This window comes from Variovorax sp. SRS16 (genome assembly GCF_901827165.1).
Lineage (GTDB): Bacteria > Pseudomonadota > Gammaproteobacteria > Burkholderiales > Burkholderiaceae_C > Variovorax.
Genome location: NZ_LR594666.1, coordinates 3706728 through 3722647 on the forward strand (window position 1 = coordinate 3706728; position 15920 = coordinate 3722647).

Genomic DNA, 15920 nt, shown 5'->3' on the forward strand with positions numbered 1-15920 from the left:
AGCGGCCGTAGCTGTGGATTCTCGGGAGCTTGATCCCTGGACCTTCATGCTGAAACGCGGACCTCAGAGTCCGTAAACCCAATGCTGGCGCGGCCTGAGGCGCAAAGCTGTTGCCTGTAGGTGTTGATTTTCAACAGTTCCACTCTGGCCTCCCCGGGATCCTCTTCACGAGCCCCTTCGAGAGAACCAGAGAGGTCCTTCGTGGACTCACGAGGGTCCCCTGTCGGTGCGCAACTCAAGCCCCGCCGAGGGCCGGGGTGAGGCGCCGCTACCTCATGACTGCCCCGTGGGCCTCTTCCATGCGCTTTGCTACGGTGCGCCGGAGCGCTGGCGGAAGGGTGCGGGCAAGTGCCGCCGCCTGCCGAAGATGAACCTCGATGGCTTGAAGGTCGAGGGCCTGCTGATCGCGGGGCTCGTAGTCGAGCCCTCCGTGCGAGTGGCCTTCGCCACCTGACCCCTGATAGAACTTCCTGAAGACCTCCGGGAAGTCCTTCATCATCCAGTTGCGATATGAGTACCGCGTCTTGCCGGGGATGTCCTTGGCGATCTCCGCGAACGACTTTACCCGGCCGCGCCCCGCGTGATGCTGTTTCGTGGCGATGTAGGCCCGGAAGACCTCCCGTAGCTCGGCGGACTTCAACGGCATACCGTGCTCAAGGTTGGCGCTGGCCGCTGCCCACTGAGCCGCATGCTCCTTCATGGGCGTCACTATGACCTCTGTCTGGGTCTCCCCGAGGAAGCGCAAAGCCGCAAGCCGGTGAGCGCCATCGATCAGCATAAGCACGCTGTCCACCCGGGCAAGTCGGATGGGCTCCATGCTGGTCCCGGCGCCGTAGATCGCCGCGTACTTCTTCACCATTGCAGCGTTGATGCGCTTGCGCACTTGCCAAGTGTCGCGGGTCACGATGTCCGCGAGGAGCACCGTGGAGGTATCGAGAAAGGGGTTGTGTGTCATGGTCTGTGTGGTGTGATGTTTGTCTGGATCAGGCGCTGAGGGCGCGCCCCTGGGTGAGTCGAGCGTGGTCCCGGAGGATGCGGTCGAGGGCATGACCCTCGGACATCTGCATGGCCTCGCGTCGTTCGTAGGTCTCCCGCATGACCTTGAGGTAGCGGTACGCCTCGCTCGAAAGCGGGTAGCTGCGGATAATGGGCCGGCTCGCGAAGCGGGCAACGATGTGGCTGGTGGTGTAGTTGGTCATATGCGTTTTGATCTCCGCGTGGTCTATGCGGTGATGACGTTGAAGCCGCCCTCCTGGAGCGCCTTCAGGATTGCCACTGTGGGCATCGACGAGGCCGCTTCGCAGGCCAGTGCGTGAATGCGTCGGCCGCGCTCGCCTTTGTCCAGCATCGTTCGGAGGATGTCGGCTTTGCCGAAGCCGTGCGACGTGGCAGTTGCGAGGAGCGAATCCAAGACGCGGCGGGCGGTGGCCTGTCCCTCGGGTGTCGATCTCGGGTCCCCGTAAGCGATGCCCGCGACGAGTGCCAAAAGGCCAGCCGGAGAGAGCATTTCCTGGCCGCCGATCTTCGAGGTGAGGGGCTGCGTGTGATTCGAGTTCATGGTGATGGTCGGGTGTGGTGGTGATGGAGGGTTCTGTCGTGGAGGTCGGTCGCTCACTACTTCGTCGTCGGAAACCTCCTGATCTCGGAGACCCAGAAGCCGGAAGCTGTGAGGGCTATCCCTTGGGCCTCCATCTCGGGCGCCGTGAGGCATCGCCTTTGGTTGCCCGCGTGGCGTCCGATGCGGTGGCGGTCGAAGGCGTGGGTGCTGTTAAAGAAGTCGCCGCACGTCGGGCACTGGTTGCGGTCGCCAGTGAGGCTCGGGTGCGAGCGCCGTGGAGATGCGCCTGGAGGGGTCGGCGCGGTGGCGGCGGTGGCGGCGGTGTCGATGGTGGTCATGGTGTGATGTGGATGCGGATGTGAATGGGAAGGGTCGGTGGAGCGGGAGGTCGCGCCTCGGGTGGCGCTCCTCTCCGAATGAGGGGGTTAATCGTTTCGGCCGTTTTCTGACGTTGACGCGGCTACCCCCTTGGCGAGTCCTGATCGCGTCTCCTGGGCCGTCACCCTTGGGTTGCGCAGGGCTTTCCCAATCGGTGGATGAATCGCGTGGCGGTCTCTTCTGAATGAAGGGGGCAATCGCCGCCACTGTGTCGAAGGTGCCGGATCGCGTTGGCTGCCTGTCCGGGCTCGTGCCGCGTGGGGCTCTCCTAATGGACGTGTTAAATGCCTGGGCGTCGGGCACGGCCCTCGGTTGCGGCCGACGCCAAGAAGGCGCTTGCCTACAGTGCAGACTTATGCCCGCCCGTCCGCCCCATACCGAAAGGGTCACGCGAAAACACGGTCGGGCTCCCTCTGGGAGACACCGCGCAAAATGCCTATACGAAATCCAATTGTTTTCGGTATATTCAAGCTCTTGCCAAATGAGGAACCTGATGCCCCCGAAGTCCAAGCCCCTCCGTGCCGCGATCTACGCCCGCGTCAGCACGAACGACCAGAACTGCGAAAATCAACTACGCGATCTGCGGGCCGCTGCGGAGGCTCAAGGGTGGCCCGTGGTGGCGGAGTACGTGGAGGCGGGCGTGAGCGGCGCCAGGGGCCGCGTTGATCGTCCGAGGCTCGATGCCATGCTCCAAGCAGTGGCGCAGAAGAAGATCGACATGGTGATGGCGTGGTCCGTTGACCGCCTTGGCCGTTCGATGATCGACCTCATGCATACCCTCCAGGCCGTGCGCGAGAAGGGCGCCGGGATGTACCTCCACCAGAACAAGCTGGACACCACCACCAAGGACGGCCGTGCGATGTTCGGCATGCTCGGCATCTTCGCGGAGTACGAGCGCGAGGTGATTCAAGAACGGGTGAAGGCGGGGATGGCCCGAGCCAAGGCAAGCCCGACTCCCGGCAAGCTCGCCATCGGGCGCCCGAAGGTGGACGCCAGCGTAGAGCGTCGCATCGTTGCCCTGAGGAGACAGGGCATGGGCATCCTGAAGGTCGCCCGCGAGGTGGGCTGCGGGGTCTCGACGGTGCAGCGCGTGATGGCCGCTGGCGCGTGAACGGTAGACGATGGTGAAGAAGCTCCCTACAAGGCCAGACTCTCCGCACTCCGAGGCCACCGACTGGATAGCCGCGATGGCTGCCCGCTTGGCGCACCTAAAGGACGCCGATGAGGCAACCGTGTGGGAAGCCATCGTGCCGCTGTTCCTGGAGGTGTACGGGGCACCATGCGACAGGAATAATGCCTATCACTGTGCTCTGGCTGGTGCCGTCGTCGCCGCAGTGAAGAGCGAACTAAGCGAGTCCTAAGGGGCTACCGGGGCGCTGATGTGGCGGCAGCGGGGGACGGGGGGGGAAGTTGCGCCCCGATTTCTTCGAGGGGGCTCTCAGACTTTTTCGCCGAAACCGCGATGGCTGACCAGCGGCACACTCCGGGCACAATGCTCCTCAAACAACCGGAGCAGGAGCAATGCCACAACAGTTCGAACAGCGGACATACGTGTCTGAAGAAGTCGTTGAGGTGCGATTCAACCCCCGTGGTTCGATCTTGAATCACATGGGCGATTTTGCCGACTATATCGTGGACAAGGACTTGTTCAAGCACTGGGCGCTCGAACCGGGAATGATCAAGTTCAAGGACGCGCCAGGAGAGCCGCAACAAGTTCATGCTTTTCTGTCGCACCGAAACGCGGGGTTCGTCGCCATCAGTCCTCCGACACAGAACTTTTTCCGTGACAAGGCGATTCAGTACTGGCAGGCAGTAGCGGCGAATCCGTTATTCAAGGTTCCCAAAATAATCCGCATCGGTATGCGCAATCGCTGTTTTACGCGCGTTAACAAAGACTTCGCCGGTATCGAGAAGGCTCTTTACTCGTACCTGTACCGCCCCGAGGCTATGGAAGACCTTTCGCCGTTTCGCACCGACCATCAGGCGGTTTTTAACTTTGCCAAGGGCGAGATCAAAACAAACGTCACGATCGGGCCACTCAAGAAAAAAGAAGCTGCAGCGCTCTTCAATTTCAAGTCCGAGCATTTCGCACATGAAGGGGTTTACATCGATCTCGATGTGTACATTGATGAGCCGAAACAAGAATCGAAGACCGTCGAAGACTTCATCCGAAACACCACGAAAGAGAGTTGGGCTCGCATCGAGAACTTGCTTTCAAAGATGGGTGCGTAAATGGCCATTACTCGCCGCGTCACCAACATCACCGAAGACTTTCTAGCCGAGGACGCCTCCGACTCGATGGGAGGCACGCAGGGTGCGTTTCCTACACCATCACTCAATGAGATAAAGGCAGACGTTGCTACCTCTTCGATTCCGGAGCCTGGCCCCCTCCATGCCCCTCAGCGGGCAAGCAACGCATCGACGGCCCTGAGATCCTCGCAAGAGGAAATCGCTGAACATTTCTCTGGCAGTCTCCGCGCCTGGCTTGGGCACCACGCATGGAAACTTATCTGTGGCGCCGCCGCCCTGATCGTTGGTGTCATCGTCATTGCATACAACGGCGGCGAACGATTGGCCAAGATCGATGCCAAGCTCGACGTGCTTGATCGCGATGTCAAAGAGGCGCGAACAGAGATCAGAGGCAGCACGGAAAGGATAGTGCGGTTGGAAGCAGGATCGCCTCCGAAGGGCGCCGCGGGCACAGGCCCGTCCCCGCAGTCAAGCCAGCAGACTGTGTCCAGGCAGGCGGGGCCTTCGGCTTCCAAGTAAGCCGCGCACGGTTTTCATCTGTGGTAACTTCGGTGGTAATTGAAACCCCCTGCCCCACTGACGGGCCTTATAGATCAACTACTTAGCTGTGGTGCCGGAGTGCCGCCAAGCATCTCTCCGGCACCAAATGAAGGGGACAGGCTGTCATGGTCTGTCCCCTTTCTACTGTCACTGGCGCGTAACTGCGAGCAGATTATCGAGCCTCGCGGCCGCGAACTGCAAGCCTTCCGGCGCTACGTGGGCATGCCTCTCCACCACTACGTGGGCATGCCTCTCCACCATTGACTGCGTTTTCCAGCCCCCGAGGCGCTGGAGTTCATGTGTCAGCGTGCCTGCCTCACGGTGCCACGTCGCGAAGGTATGCCGCAGATCGTGCCAACGGAAATCCTCGATTCCGGCACGCATCAGGGCATTCCGCCACGCCTTGGTGTTGACCTGAACAATCGGCTTGCCTTCGTAGGTGAAGACGTGGGTGCGACGGTCCCCCTGCCGCCGCAACAACACCTCCATAGCCGAATCGTTCAACGGCACAGCATGCGGCTGTGCTCCAAGACTCGATGTCCGGAGCAAAGCTATTCCGGCGTACCGCCCTGTGTCGATTTCGTCCGCCCCGGCTTGCGCGCATCCCGCGTTTCGGCGCGACGCTCGCCAGCGACTGCAGCCCTGTCCGCGCCGATTGCGCCGCCCTCTGCCCTCTTGGGCTCGTCGCAGCCTTGCTTTTTCACCTGAATCTCCTCGCAGGACGATTGCTTCATCTTCCGGGGGCGATGGTCCTAGACGCGGTTAAAGGCGCGGCAACTTTTTTGCCTGTCAGGGTCTGGAGGCCCGTCAAACGCGTTGCGACTACAGCGCACGCTTCGCATGGGCCGTATAAGCGGCTTCCCTTCAGGCGCTGAGCCTTGTCCAGTGCTTCGCAATCTCCCGCCGCGTCGTGATCCACGCGCCGCCACGCCGCCGCATGTGATCCAGGATCCGCTGCAACGCAACGATGCGCCCCGGCCGCCCGATCATGCGCAGATGCAGCCCGACCGAGAGCATGCGCGGCACGCGCTCGCCCTCCTCCCACAACCAGTCGAAGGCATCGCACACGTATTCGACAAAACTGTTGGCCGTGTCGAAGCGCTGCGTGTGCTGGAACTGCATGTCGTTGGTGTCGAAGGCATAGGGCAGCACCAGGTGCGAGCGGCCTCCGACATCGACGAAGTACGGCGTGTCGTCGTTGTACGCATCGCTGTCGTAAAGCATGCCCTGCTCGACCAGCAGCTTGCGGGTGTTGGCGGTGCGCACCGAGCGGGTGTGCCAGCCGACCGGGCGCTCGCCGGTCACGCGTTCGATGGCGTCGAGCGTGCGCTGGATGCAGTCGCGCTCGGTGGCTTCGGACATGCCGGCGTGGCTCTCCCAGCGGTAGCCGTGGGCCGACACCTCGTGGCCGCGCGCGAGGGCATCACGCGCGAGCCAGGGCGACACTTCGACGGCCTTGCCGCATGAACTCAGCGTGAACTTGCCTTCGTAGCGGTCGAACAATTCGGCGATGCGCCAGTAGCCGACGCGGGTGCCGTACTCGAAGTGTGTTTCGATGCAGGGATCGTGCACGCCCTGCTGGTCGATCACCTCGTACACCGCCTCGTTGCGTCCGTCGCCATCGCCGAGCGAGAACTCGGCGCCCTCCTCGAAGTTGACGACGAAGGAAACAGCCACGCGCTGGCGGGCCGGCCATTCGATGGACGGCAGGCGCCGGCCGTAGCCGAGAAAATCGCGCGCCAGAAGATCTTTCTTCGCTCATGGATCAGAAGGTCCTGTTCGGTTCGGCCATGGAGCAGCGACAGCGCGATCAGCGGCGCGAAGGCCCCCGTCGAATTCACCCCGACCGGCGTGCCTCGCAGTCAGCCTGTGGTCATCCACCCTCGCTTACAAGTCGCTCGGCAGGGCGAGGAGCGCGGCGGTGAACAACAACGAATTCGACGAGGCCGTGGCCGGCTTCTACAAGGCCGCGACAGGCAGCCTGCGGTGGGTCGAGGCCCTGGCGCTGTTCCGCGAGGCTGTCTCGGCATTCGCTGTCTACCTGCATGCGGTGGACAGGACGCGGGACTGCGTCGTCTTCGGCTACAACGCGTCCGACATGCCGGCAGAGGCGGAGCTCGACTACATCCGGACCTTCCACCGGATCGATCCCAGAGCCAGGCTTCTTCTGCAGCTCGAACCCGGGGAATGGGTTCACTGCTGGGAACACTTCGACGACGATTTCGTTTCGAAGGACCGCTTCTACCAGGACTTCCTCATCCCCTACGGCGGCCGCTATGTCAGCGCGATCCAGCTCGTGCGCGACGATTCGCTGAGTGTGATTCTCGGCGTGCATCGCGGCCTGGGAAGTCCCCGGCTCGACGCCGGCGAGATCGCGACCTGTGCCCGCCTGGCGCGCCACCTGGCGGATGCGCTCGACGTGCAAGGCAAGCACCTCCAGCTGGCGCAGCAAGGCTGCGTCGGGATCGAATTGCTCGCCCGGCTGCGCGCGCCCGTGGTGCTGATCGACGTGCAGCGGCGCGTGCGGCACGCCAACCCCGCAGCCCGCGCGCTGCTCGCCAGGGACGACGCGATCGGCAAGAGCGGCGGTCGCCTGCGTTGCCACCGCCCGGCGGACGACAGCGGGTTGTCGCTGGCCTTGCACCGGCTGCTGTCGACACCGGATGGAGACGCGGACGCCGTCGACCGGATTTTTCTCAAGGCTCGGTCGGCCAGCCCCGGCGCCGTGGTGGGCCTCTATCTCTATGCCTTGCGTCCGAAGAACATCCTGCATGCCTTCGGCAGCGAGACGCTCGCCATGCTGCTGATCCACGAGTCCGGAAGCCATCTGCAGCTCGACCCCTTCCTGGTCGCCGCCGCATTCGACCTCACGCCGGCCGAGGCGCGTGTGGCCGTTGCCACGGCACGCGGCGAGTCACCCGAGCAGATCGCGCGCAGCCATCGGATCTCCGTGTTCACGGTGCGCGCGCAACTCCAGGTCATCTTCCAGAAAACGCGCACCGCTCGCCAGCAGGAACTGATCAGCCTCCTCGCAGCGTTGCCGATGGCGGCGCTGGGTCTGCAGGCCTGATCCCGCTCGCCTGCGTCGGCATAGTTCAATTGAAGGATGTGCCGCTGCGCGGCCGGCAGTAGCCTCGCCGGACCCAAGCGGCCGGCGCCGCGCATGTCGAAAGGAGTCCGCCATGAGGAATCTCGTTCTGCTCCTCGCCCTGGTGGCTTTCCAGCACCACGTGCTGGCGGCCAACCCCTGCGCATCGCTGCCCGACCAATGCTCCGGCACGGTGGACTGCAAGACAAAAAGAGACGCCAAGGCCGCCTGCTTCAAGGACCAGTCCGAGCAGAAGACCAAGAGCCAGGACCCCAATCTCAAGGGCCGCACCTCGGACGGCCAGCCGCGCGGCATGGAGGCCACCGGCACCTACCGGCAGAGATGATCCGACCATGAACAGGCAAGTCGCCCGCCTCGCCGTCGGCATGCTCGGTGCGATGCTCGCGGCGCTCGGCGGCAACGCGCGCGCCGAGCCGACGATGCAGGAAGCCGTCAACTTCATCGAGAACCTGAGCCATTGCGCGATCGAGATCGGAGGCCAGAACATCGAGCTTCGCGACGTGTCCTGGTTTTCGGAGTCGAACGGCGGCAGCGGTCCGGACGGCAAGGACCAGCTCTGGTTCGTGACCGATGACCCGCCCGGCCATCGGGACCGCTATGGCTTCGCGCTGTCCAACATCCACCACATCAACCAGAGCGCGCGTGACGACACGCGCATCCAGCTGGTCTGCAATGCCGGCGATTGCGTCACGCTGATCCCCCAGGGCAACTACCGGAACGCGCAGCACATGCACCAGATCCGCTTCATGTGCGACCCCGACATGACCGGCAGGATCGGCAAGGCCCTGGACTACTACATCAGCAAGACGCCGAAGAAGACGCCCTGGTGATCGCTCGGCCGGACGCGCTCGATGTTGTTGCCGCGCGCGGTTCGGACCGGCGCTTCCGACAGGCCGCGGACGCCGCGCCTAGTCGAGCCGCGCCCCCAGGCTGCGGACCAGCGCGCGATTGCGCCGCCGGTCCTCGGCCGCTTCCCGCGCGAAGGCCTCGACGCTGCCGTGCGCCGCGATGTTGTGCGCCACGCGCAGCCGCGCGATCAGGAGTTCGCTGTCGAGCGCGCGGTTGATCTCGGCATTGAGCCGCTCCACCACCGCAGCCGGTGTGCGCGCCGGCGCGAAGATGCCGAACAGCGACACGAGGTTGGCTTGCGGATAGCCGAGCTCGGCCAGGGTCGGCACCTCGGGCAGCACGTCGAGCCGCTCGGGCGCACCGACGGCCAGCGCACGCAGGCGGCCTGCGCGCAGATACTGCAATTGCAGCGCGGCGACGTTGGTCGACAGCACCTCGAACTGCCCGCCGAGCGCGTCGTTGAGCTGCTGGCCGCCGCCCTGGTAAGGCACGTGCGTGATCGCGGTGCGGCTCTGCATGCGCACCTGCGCCAGCACCATGTGGCCGACGGTCGCCACGCCCGAGCTGGCCCAGCGCACCGCGCCCGGATTCGCGCGCGCCTGCGCGATCAGGTCGTCGAAGCTGTGTCCCTCGAAGGCCGGCGTGGCGGCCACCAGCACCGGCGTGCGCATCACGCTCGCGACGGGCACGACGGTATGCAGCGGGTCGGCGGCGGTGTGCACGAGCAGCGGATGCAGCGTGACCGGGCTCAGCGCGGAAAAGGCCAGCGTGTGGCCGTCGGGTGCCGAGCGGGCCAGCGCCTCGATGCCGACACTGCCGCCGGCGCCGGCCCGGTTCTCCACCACCACCGGCTCGCCGAGCGCGGGCGCGAGTTGCTCGGCCAGCGCACGCGCCGTCGCATCGCTCACGCCGCCTGCGGGATAGACCACCAGCAGCCGTATGGGCCGACTCGGCCAGGGCGCGGCTTCCGGTGCCGCACGCAACGCGGGTGCGATGCCCTGCAAGGCCGCGCTGCCCAGCGCCAGCCGCGCGAGATCGCGGCGCCGCAGGCTCATCGTGCCGCGAGCTCGCGCAGCAGTGCCGCGAAGTGGCGCGCCGGAAGGTTGTCTTCGTCGTTGCGGCGAACGAGCGTGATCGGCGCATCCAGCGCGCCGCTGCCGGCCAGCGCGCAGTAGGTGATCGCGTGCGCGTGGGCGCCGGTCATCGAGGCCGGCACCACCGACAGCCCGACGCCCGCGGCGACGAGGTTGAGGTTGGTCATCATGCGATCGACCTCGGCCACCACGCGCGGCTGCAGCCCCTTCGCGTGGCACAGCGCGAGCAGGTCGGCATAGAGGCCGGGTGCGCCGGGCCGGCGCACGAGGATCAGCCCTTCGGCACACAGCTGCGCGAGCGACAGCGGCCGCGCGCGCTTGCCCACGCGCGCGAGCGCATAGCGATGGTCGCTCGGCATCGCGACCACGACGGGCTCGCGCAGCAGCGTCTCGAACAGCAGCCCCTCGGGCCGCGCGACCGGCACGCGCAGGAGGCCGCAATGCAGGCGGCCGGCCGCCAGCGCCTCGGTGAGTTCGGCCGCGTTGTTCTCGCGCAGCTGCAGCTCGACCTTGGGATAGCTGCGGCGAAAGGCGCGCAAGGCCTCGGGCATGAAGCGGTGGGCCGCGGCCGAGCTGGTGAAGCCGACCGACAGCGCGCCCTCCTGCCCTTGCGCGACGCGTGCCATGCGCTGCTGCATGGCCTCCATGTTCTGCAGCATGCGCGTGGCCTCGATCTGGAACTGGCGGCCCGCCTCGGTCAGCGCGACGCCGCGCGGATGGCGGCGGAACAGCTCGACGCCGAGCTCGCGCTCGAGCGCCTTGATCTGCTGGCTGAGTGGCGGCTGCTGGATGCCGAGATTTTCAGCGGCGCGTGTCATGTGGCCGGTCTCGGCCACGGCCGCGAAGTAGCGAAGCGGTCTCATCTCCATATTTTTTTCATATCGAAAGTGGCTCTTTATTTTATTTGACGCTAAGTCACCCCGCCAACTATCTTCGGCCCGCCCTTCATTCAAAGAGGCCCTGCGAGGCCTTGCGCCGGAGACACACACCATGCGCCTGTCGCGCCTTTCTTCATCCTTGCGTTCGATGCGCCATGCCGGCGCATTCCTGTGCATCCTCGGCCTGTCCGCGATGCTTGCCGCCTGCGGCGGCGGGGGCGGCGGAGGCAACGACTTCGCGCTGCTGCCGCCGTCGAGCGGCACGGCCACGCCGCCTGCCGGCGGCTCCGGGCCGGATGAACCCGTGACGCCGACCGACACGCCCGTCGTGCCGGTCGCGAGCTGCGCCTCGCTCGCCGGCATGGCCATCGGCGCCGGCCAGATCGGCCTGCCGACGCAGGGCGCCGTCGTCACCAGCGCCAACGCCATCGCGGCCGCCGATGCCGGCAACGTGTCGGGCGACTACTGCCAGCTGCGCGGCACGATCCAGCCGGTCGATCCGCAGGCGCCCGCGATCACCTTCGCGGTCAACCTGCCGGACGCATGGAACCGCAAGGTGATCCACTTCGGCGGCGGCGGCTTCGACGGCGTGCTGATCGACGGCACCGAGCCCGTGCGCTTCGGCCCGGCCGACAAGCCGACGCCGCTGGCGCTCGGCTACGCCACCTTCGGCGACGATGCCGGCCACCAGAGCAGCAGCATCACCGACGTCTGGGGCTGGTGGCGCGCTTGCATGGCTTTGGCATCTGGAAGTTCATCAAGTACATCAAGGAGGAGCTCTTGATCGTGCTGGGCACCTCGTCCTCCGAATCCGTGCTGCCGCGCATGATGGAGAAGATGGAGAACCTGGGGGCGAGGAAGACCTGCGTGGGGCTGGTGATCCCGACGGGGTATTCGTTCAACCTGGACGGCACGTCGATCTACCTGACGATGGCGGCGGTGTTCATCGCGCAGGCGACCAACACGCAGATGACGCTGGTGCAGGAGATCACGCTGCTGGCGGTGCTGGTGCTGACGTCCAAGGGCGCGGCGGGTGTGACGGGCAGCGGCTTCATCGTGCTGGCGGCGACGCTGTCGGCGGTGGGGCACGTGCCGGTGGCGGGGCTGGCGCTGATCCTGGGGATCGACCGGTTCATGTCGGAGGCGCGCGCGCTGACGAACCTGATCGGCAACGGGGTGGCCACGATCGTGGTGGCCAAGTGGACGAACGAGCTGGACGAGGCGCGGCTGCAGGCGGGGCTCAACAACGAGAGCTGGATCGAGGCGCAGGAGCCCGAGGAAATCGTCAACGCGAAGACCACGCACGTGGCAAGCTGAGGTCCGCGGCACGATCCCGTCATCACGCAGGAGACATCCATTGAACACCGTCCCTTTCATCGCCCGCCTCGCCTCTGCACTGTCGCTGGCCATGCTCGCCGCGCACGTTCCGGCACGGCCGATGCAGCCCGCCACACAGCCGCAAAGCACGACCTGCCCCGCCACCGTGCCGGCCGACGCGCACTGCTACAACGGCCGCGACCGCGAGGGCGCGTTCTACTGGATCGCGATCCCCGCGCACTGGGATCGTCACGTGCTGGTCATGCATGCGCACGGCGGCCCCGAAGTCGGCGCGCCGACGCTCGAGCGCGGCGCCGAGGACCTGAAGCGCTGGTCCGTGATGGTGAAGGCCGGCTACGCGTGGGCCGGCTCGACCTACCGGCGCGGCGGCTACGGCGTGACCATGGCCGGCGAGGACACCGAACGCCTGCGCCGCCTCTTCGTGCAGCGCTTCGGCCAGCCCGAGCGCACCATCCTGCATGGCCAGAGCTATGGCGGCGGCGTCGCATCCAAGGCGGCCGAAACCTACGGCCCGGTGCCCGGCGAGCGTCCTGCCTACGACGGCGTGCTGCTGACCAGCGGCGTGCTCGGCGGCGGCGGCAATGCCTACGATTTCCGGCTCGACCTGCGCGTGGTCTACCAGTACGTGTGCCACAACCATCCGCGGCCCGACGAGCCGCAGTACCCGCTGTGGCAGGGCCTGCCGCTCGGCTCGAAACTCACGCGCGCCGAGCTGGCGGCGCGCATCAAGGCATGCACCGGCGTCGGCCTGCCGGCCGCGCAGCGCACGCCCGAGCAGCAGGCACATCTGAAGACCATCCTGTCGGTGGTGCGCATTCCGGAACGCACGCTGGTCTCGCACCTCAACTGGGCCACCTGGCTGTTCCAGGACCTGACGCAGAAGCGCCTCGGCAACCGCAACCCCTTCGGCAATGCGCACGTGGTCTACAGCGGGTCGAGCGATGACGCCGCGCTCAACGCCAGCGTGCTGCGCTACCAGGCCGATCCGCAAGCCGTCGGTGCGCTGGCCGGTGACAGCCGCCCGACCGGTCGGCTGCGGCTACCGGTGCTGACGCTGCATGCGATCCACGACCCGACGGCCTTCGTCGAACTCGAAAGCGCCTACCGCCAGATCGTCGACAGCGCGGGCGCTTCGCAGTGGCTGGTGCAGAACTTCGCCGACGAGTCCGAGCACAGCTACCTGAGCGACGCCGAATATCCCGCGCTCATGCACGCGCTGCTCGACTGGGTCGAGCACGGCGACCGGCCGACGCCGCAGAAAGTGGCGCAACTGTGCATGCAGATGGAGCCGACCTTCGGCAAGGGCTGCCACCTGCGGCCCGACTACCACCCTGCGCCGCTCGCGACGCGCGTGCCGGCCGCAGGCCGCGACGACTGAGCGCCGCGCGGACGCCTAACTTGCCACGTCCTCGTTCCACGTCGCGGGGTCGGCCGCCTTGGGCTCGCTCCACAGGCAGGGCCCGCACATGGTGGATCTGTAGACCACCTGGCCGGCCTTCGTGCCCGTGACGACGGGCGTGCCGCCGCAGACTTCGCAGGTCTGGGTGTAATCGGGTTCGTAGCGATCGATCGAGGTGATGGGGTCCATGGCGGCGATTGTGAAGGACGCAGTGGTCCGCCACATTACAACAAGCGCGTGTGCCCTGCATGACGCGGGGCACCGCGGCATGCGGCGCGCGGCGCCCTAGCTGCCGGGCCTCGCCTCGAACGAGAAACCGACGCCGTAGACGGAGCGGATCCACTCGTGCCCCGGCGCCGCGGTCGCCAGCTTGCGGCGCAGGTTCTTGACGTGGCTGTCGACCGCGCGCTCGGTCACGTCCAGCGCATCGTCGTAGGCCAGTTCGAGCAGCTGGCCGCGCGAGAAGATGCGCCCGGGGGATTTCGCCAGCGCCTGCAGCAGCCGGAACTCGCTGCGCGTGAGCTGCAGCGTGGCGCCTTCGAGCGCGGCGTGCCGGCGCGTCTCGTCCAGCGCCAGCGCGCCGGCCTGCGCGGCGGTCGTCGCCTCGGCGCCGCCGGCAGCGAAGCGGCGCAGCACCGCGCGCACGCGCGCCACCACCTCGCGCGGCGAGAAGGGCTTGCAGATGTAGTCGTCGGCGCCCAGCTCGAGACCGATCAACCGGTCCACTTCTTCGACCCGCGCCGTCAGCATGATGATCGGATGACTCGAATGCGCGCGGGCCTCGCGCAGCACGGCCAGGCCGTCCAGCTGCGGCAGCATGACGTCGAGCAGGCTCAGGTCCGGCGGCGCGGCCCGCATGCGCTCGAGCGCCGTGCGGCCATCCATCACGTGCTCGGTCTCGAAGCCCGCATGGCGCAGGTAATCCTGCAGCACCGAGGCGATGTCCTGCTCGTCCTCCACGATCAGGATGCGCGTCATGCGTGGCCTCCCAGCGGCAGGACCAGGGTGATGCGCAGCCCGCCCAGCGGCGAGGCCGAGGCTTCGATGCCGCCGCCGTGCGCCTCCACGATCGTGCGGCAGATCGACAGGCCCAGGCCCGATCCGCCGGAGGCGCGATCGCGCGAGGCCTCGGCGCGGAACAGCCGGTCGAACAGGCGGGGCATGTCCTGCGGCGCGGGGCATGGCGCGCTGTCGTCGAAGCGCAGCACCAGCCGGCGCCCGTCTGCGGTCTCGGCCACGCTCGCATCGATGCGCAGGCAGCCGCCCGCATCGGTGTAGCTCAGCGTGTTCTCCAGCAGGTTGCCGAACACCTGATGGAGCTGCCGGCTGTCGCCGTCGACCACCGTCTCCCAGACCGCGCTCGACGGCCCGACGCCGGGCGCCTCGATCGCGATGCCGCGCTGTTCGAAACGCGCGCGCGTGGCGGCCAGCGCTTCGGCCAGCACCGTGAGCGGAAAGACCGGCGCCCGGACCGGCGCCTGATCCTCCGCCTCGTGCATGCTGCTTCGAAGGTCGTCGACCAGCTGCGCGAGACGCATGACCTGCCGGTGCAGGCGCAGGGCGGTCTTGTCGTCGAAGCTGCGCACGCCGTCCTGCAGCGCCTCGATCTCGGCGCGCATCGCGGCCAGCGGCGTGCGCAGCTCGTGCGCCGCATTCGCGAGCCAGGTGCGGCGCGAGGCGTCGATGGTGTCCAGGCGCTCGGCCATCGAGTTGAAGGTCCGGCCCAGCAACGCGAGTTCGTCCGAGCCTCGCACCGGCACGCGCGTGCCGAGCCGCCCGCGCGCCACGCTTTCGGCGCCCTGCATCAGGTCGTCGATCGGCGCGAACCAGCGCCGCGCCAGCAGCCATGACATCGCCAGCGCGAAGATCAGCCCGGCCACGCCGGTGAGCATCACGAAGCCCGATTGCCGCGCCAGGAAGGCGCGGTCGGCCTCGCTCTCCAATCCCTTCAGCGGCGACAGCACGAGATAGCCGATGGTGCGGCCATGCTGGCGCAGCGGCAATCGCGCGGCGTCCGCCAGATCGCCGGTGGCGCCGGCCACCGGCTTGCCGGCCGCATCGAGCAGACCGAGACGCTGGTAGACCGAGTCGGGCGAATCGGGCAGCTCGCGGGCGCCTTCGAAGAACCCGGCCACCGGCGGCGGCGGCGGCGGCGGCCAGTTGCCGAAGCCGGGCGGCAGCTGACGCGCGTACCAGGGCGGCAGCCGGCGATCGGCGGCATCGTTCGCCACGCCGTCCGTCACGCTGGCGCCGAGGCCGATGTCGCCCATCTCGATCCGATGCCAGGCCTCGACGTCGCGCAGCCTGTCCCAGTTGCCGCGGCCCGCGTAGTGCACCTGCAGGATCTGCGCCAGCCAGTCCATGCGCCGGATCTCGATCTCGGCCACATAGGGACCGAGCCCGCGCTTCAACCCGAAGATGGAGAAGCCCGCAAAAATCAGCAGCAGGACCACCAGCAAGGTCGCCAGGGCCAGGAAGATCTTTTTCGAGAGTGTCAGAGGATGCATGGCGGCGGGAGCGCCGACGG

General features: G+C 66.8%; 19 protein-coding genes and 1 pseudogene. 9 read left to right on the forward strand and 11 right to left on the reverse strand.

What is annotated here, in order from left to right; genetic code table 11:
* Positions 1-268: 268 nt before the first annotated feature.
* From E5P2_RS17975 to E5P2_RS17990, 4 genes are read right to left on the reverse strand one after another with little or no spacing between them, the layout of a single operon-like run.
* The gene (locus E5P2_RS17975; RefSeq protein WP_162568464.1) at positions 269-955 is read right to left on the reverse strand and encodes a ParB N-terminal domain-containing protein; all 687 of its coding nucleotides are present in this window, start codon (positions 953-955) and stop codon (positions 269-271) included.
* A 28-nt stretch (positions 956-983) separates the two neighbouring features.
* Positions 984-1199, reverse strand: a complete 216-nt coding sequence (locus E5P2_RS17980; protein ID WP_162568465.1) for a hypothetical protein — start codon at positions 1197-1199, stop codon at positions 984-986.
* 23 nt (positions 1200-1222) lie between these two features.
* Positions 1223-1558 carry a hypothetical protein gene (locus E5P2_RS17985; RefSeq protein WP_162568466.1) on the reverse strand — a complete coding sequence of 112 codons (336 nt, stop codon included), beginning with the start codon at positions 1556-1558 and terminating at the stop codon, positions 1223-1225.
* A 56-nt stretch (positions 1559-1614) separates the two neighbouring features.
* On the reverse strand, positions 1615-1896 hold the full coding sequence (locus tag E5P2_RS17990; RefSeq protein ID WP_162568467.1) for a hypothetical protein: 282 nt from the start codon (positions 1894-1896) through the stop codon (positions 1615-1617).
* A gap of 533 nt (positions 1897-2429) precedes the next feature.
* Between E5P2_RS17990 and E5P2_RS17995 the strand changes: the two genes are divergently transcribed.
* The 3 genes from E5P2_RS17995 (at position 2430) to E5P2_RS18005 (ending at position 4705) form a co-directional block, all read left to right on the forward strand.
* The gene (locus tag E5P2_RS17995; RefSeq protein ID WP_162568468.1) at positions 2430-3047 is read left to right on the forward strand and encodes a recombinase family protein; all 618 of its coding nucleotides are present in this window, start codon (positions 2430-2432) and stop codon (positions 3045-3047) included.
* A gap of 410 nt (positions 3048-3457) precedes the next feature.
* Positions 3458-4168, forward strand: a complete 711-nt coding sequence (locus tag E5P2_RS18000; RefSeq protein WP_162568469.1) for a hypothetical protein — start codon at positions 3458-3460, stop codon at positions 4166-4168.
* Positions 4169-4705, forward strand: a complete 537-nt coding sequence (locus E5P2_RS18005) for a hypothetical protein (protein ID WP_162568470.1) — start codon at positions 4169-4171, stop codon at positions 4703-4705.
* A 168-nt stretch (positions 4706-4873) separates the two neighbouring features.
* On the opposite strand, the gene E5P2_RS18010 is transcribed toward E5P2_RS18005, so the two are convergent.
* Positions 4874-5275 carry a tyrosine-type recombinase/integrase gene (locus E5P2_RS18010; RefSeq protein WP_269475688.1) on the reverse strand — a complete coding sequence of 134 codons (402 nt, stop codon included), beginning with the start codon at positions 5273-5275 and terminating at the stop codon, positions 4874-4876.
* Between the two features lie 315 nt (positions 5276-5590).
* Complete coding sequence (locus tag E5P2_RS18015) at positions 5591-6403, reverse strand: polysaccharide deacetylase family protein (RefSeq protein ID WP_232080744.1); 813 nt, start codon at positions 6401-6403, stop codon at positions 5591-5593.
* A gap of 244 nt (positions 6404-6647) precedes the next feature.
* On the opposite strand from E5P2_RS18015, the gene E5P2_RS18020 reads away from it, so the two are divergent.
* The 3 genes from E5P2_RS18020 (at position 6648) to E5P2_RS18030 (ending at position 8665) form a co-directional block, all read left to right on the forward strand.
* Positions 6648-7796: a helix-turn-helix transcriptional regulator gene (locus tag E5P2_RS18020; protein ID WP_162568471.1), complete on the forward strand. Its 1149-nt coding sequence runs from the start codon at positions 6648-6650 to the stop codon at positions 7794-7796.
* 112 nt (positions 7797-7908) lie between these two features.
* Positions 7909-8160: a hypothetical protein gene (locus tag E5P2_RS18025; protein ID WP_162568472.1), complete on the forward strand. Its 252-nt coding sequence runs from the start codon at positions 7909-7911 to the stop codon at positions 8158-8160.
* Positions 8161-8167: 7 nt separating this feature from the next.
* Complete coding sequence (locus E5P2_RS18030; protein WP_162568473.1) at positions 8168-8665, forward strand: hypothetical protein; 498 nt, start codon at positions 8168-8170, stop codon at positions 8663-8665.
* Between the two features lie 78 nt (positions 8666-8743).
* On the opposite strand, the gene E5P2_RS18035 is transcribed toward E5P2_RS18030, so the two are convergent.
* Entirely contained in the window at positions 8744-9739 is a 996-nt protein-coding gene (locus E5P2_RS18035) for a Bug family tripartite tricarboxylate transporter substrate binding protein (protein ID WP_162568474.1), read from the reverse strand.
* Positions 9736-10647 (reverse strand): LysR substrate-binding domain-containing protein, encoded by a 912-nt coding sequence (locus E5P2_RS18040; protein ID WP_162568475.1) that lies wholly within the window; start codon positions 10645-10647, stop codon positions 9736-9738. The genes E5P2_RS18035 and E5P2_RS18040 overlap by 4 nt, the downstream gene beginning before the upstream one ends.
* A gap of 370 nt (positions 10648-11017) precedes the next feature.
* Here E5P2_RS18040 and E5P2_RS37775 point away from each other — a divergent pair, with 370 nt between their 5' ends.
* The 3 genes and pseudogenes from E5P2_RS37775 (at position 11018) to E5P2_RS18055 (ending at position 13372) form a co-directional block, all read left to right on the forward strand.
* Complete coding sequence (locus tag E5P2_RS37775; RefSeq protein ID WP_332107569.1) at positions 11018-11440, forward strand: tannase/feruloyl esterase family alpha/beta hydrolase; 423 nt, start codon at positions 11018-11020, stop codon at positions 11438-11440.
* Positions 11368-11973 (forward strand): annotated as a pseudogene (locus E5P2_RS18050) (cation:dicarboxylate symporter family transporter); the annotation flags it as partial. The gene E5P2_RS37775 and the pseudogene E5P2_RS18050, both read left to right, overlap by 73 nt.
* 91 nt (positions 11974-12064) lie before the next feature.
* Complete coding sequence (locus tag E5P2_RS18055; protein ID WP_162570547.1) at positions 12065-13372, forward strand: hypothetical protein; 1308 nt, start codon at positions 12065-12067, stop codon at positions 13370-13372.
* A 15-nt stretch (positions 13373-13387) separates the two neighbouring features.
* On the opposite strand, the gene E5P2_RS18060 is transcribed toward E5P2_RS18055, so the two are convergent.
* The 3 genes from E5P2_RS18060 to E5P2_RS18070 all read right to left on the reverse strand — a co-directional run bounded on the left by E5P2_RS18060 (position 13388) and on the right by E5P2_RS18070 (position 15900).
* A complete protein-coding gene (locus E5P2_RS18060) occupies positions 13388-13582 on the reverse strand; it encodes a hypothetical protein (RefSeq protein ID WP_162568476.1) in 195 nt (64 codons plus the stop codon).
* Positions 13583-13678: 96 nt separating this feature from the next.
* Positions 13679-14371 carry a response regulator gene (locus E5P2_RS18065; protein ID WP_162568477.1) on the reverse strand — a complete coding sequence of 231 codons (693 nt, stop codon included), beginning with the start codon at positions 14369-14371 and terminating at the stop codon, positions 13679-13681.
* Positions 14368-15900, reverse strand: coding sequence for an ATP-binding protein (locus tag E5P2_RS18070; protein ID WP_162568478.1), 1533 nt, complete (start codon positions 15898-15900; stop codon positions 14368-14370). Before E5P2_RS18070 ends, E5P2_RS18065 begins: the two co-directional genes overlap by 4 nt.
* Positions 15901-15920: the final 20 nt, after the last annotated feature.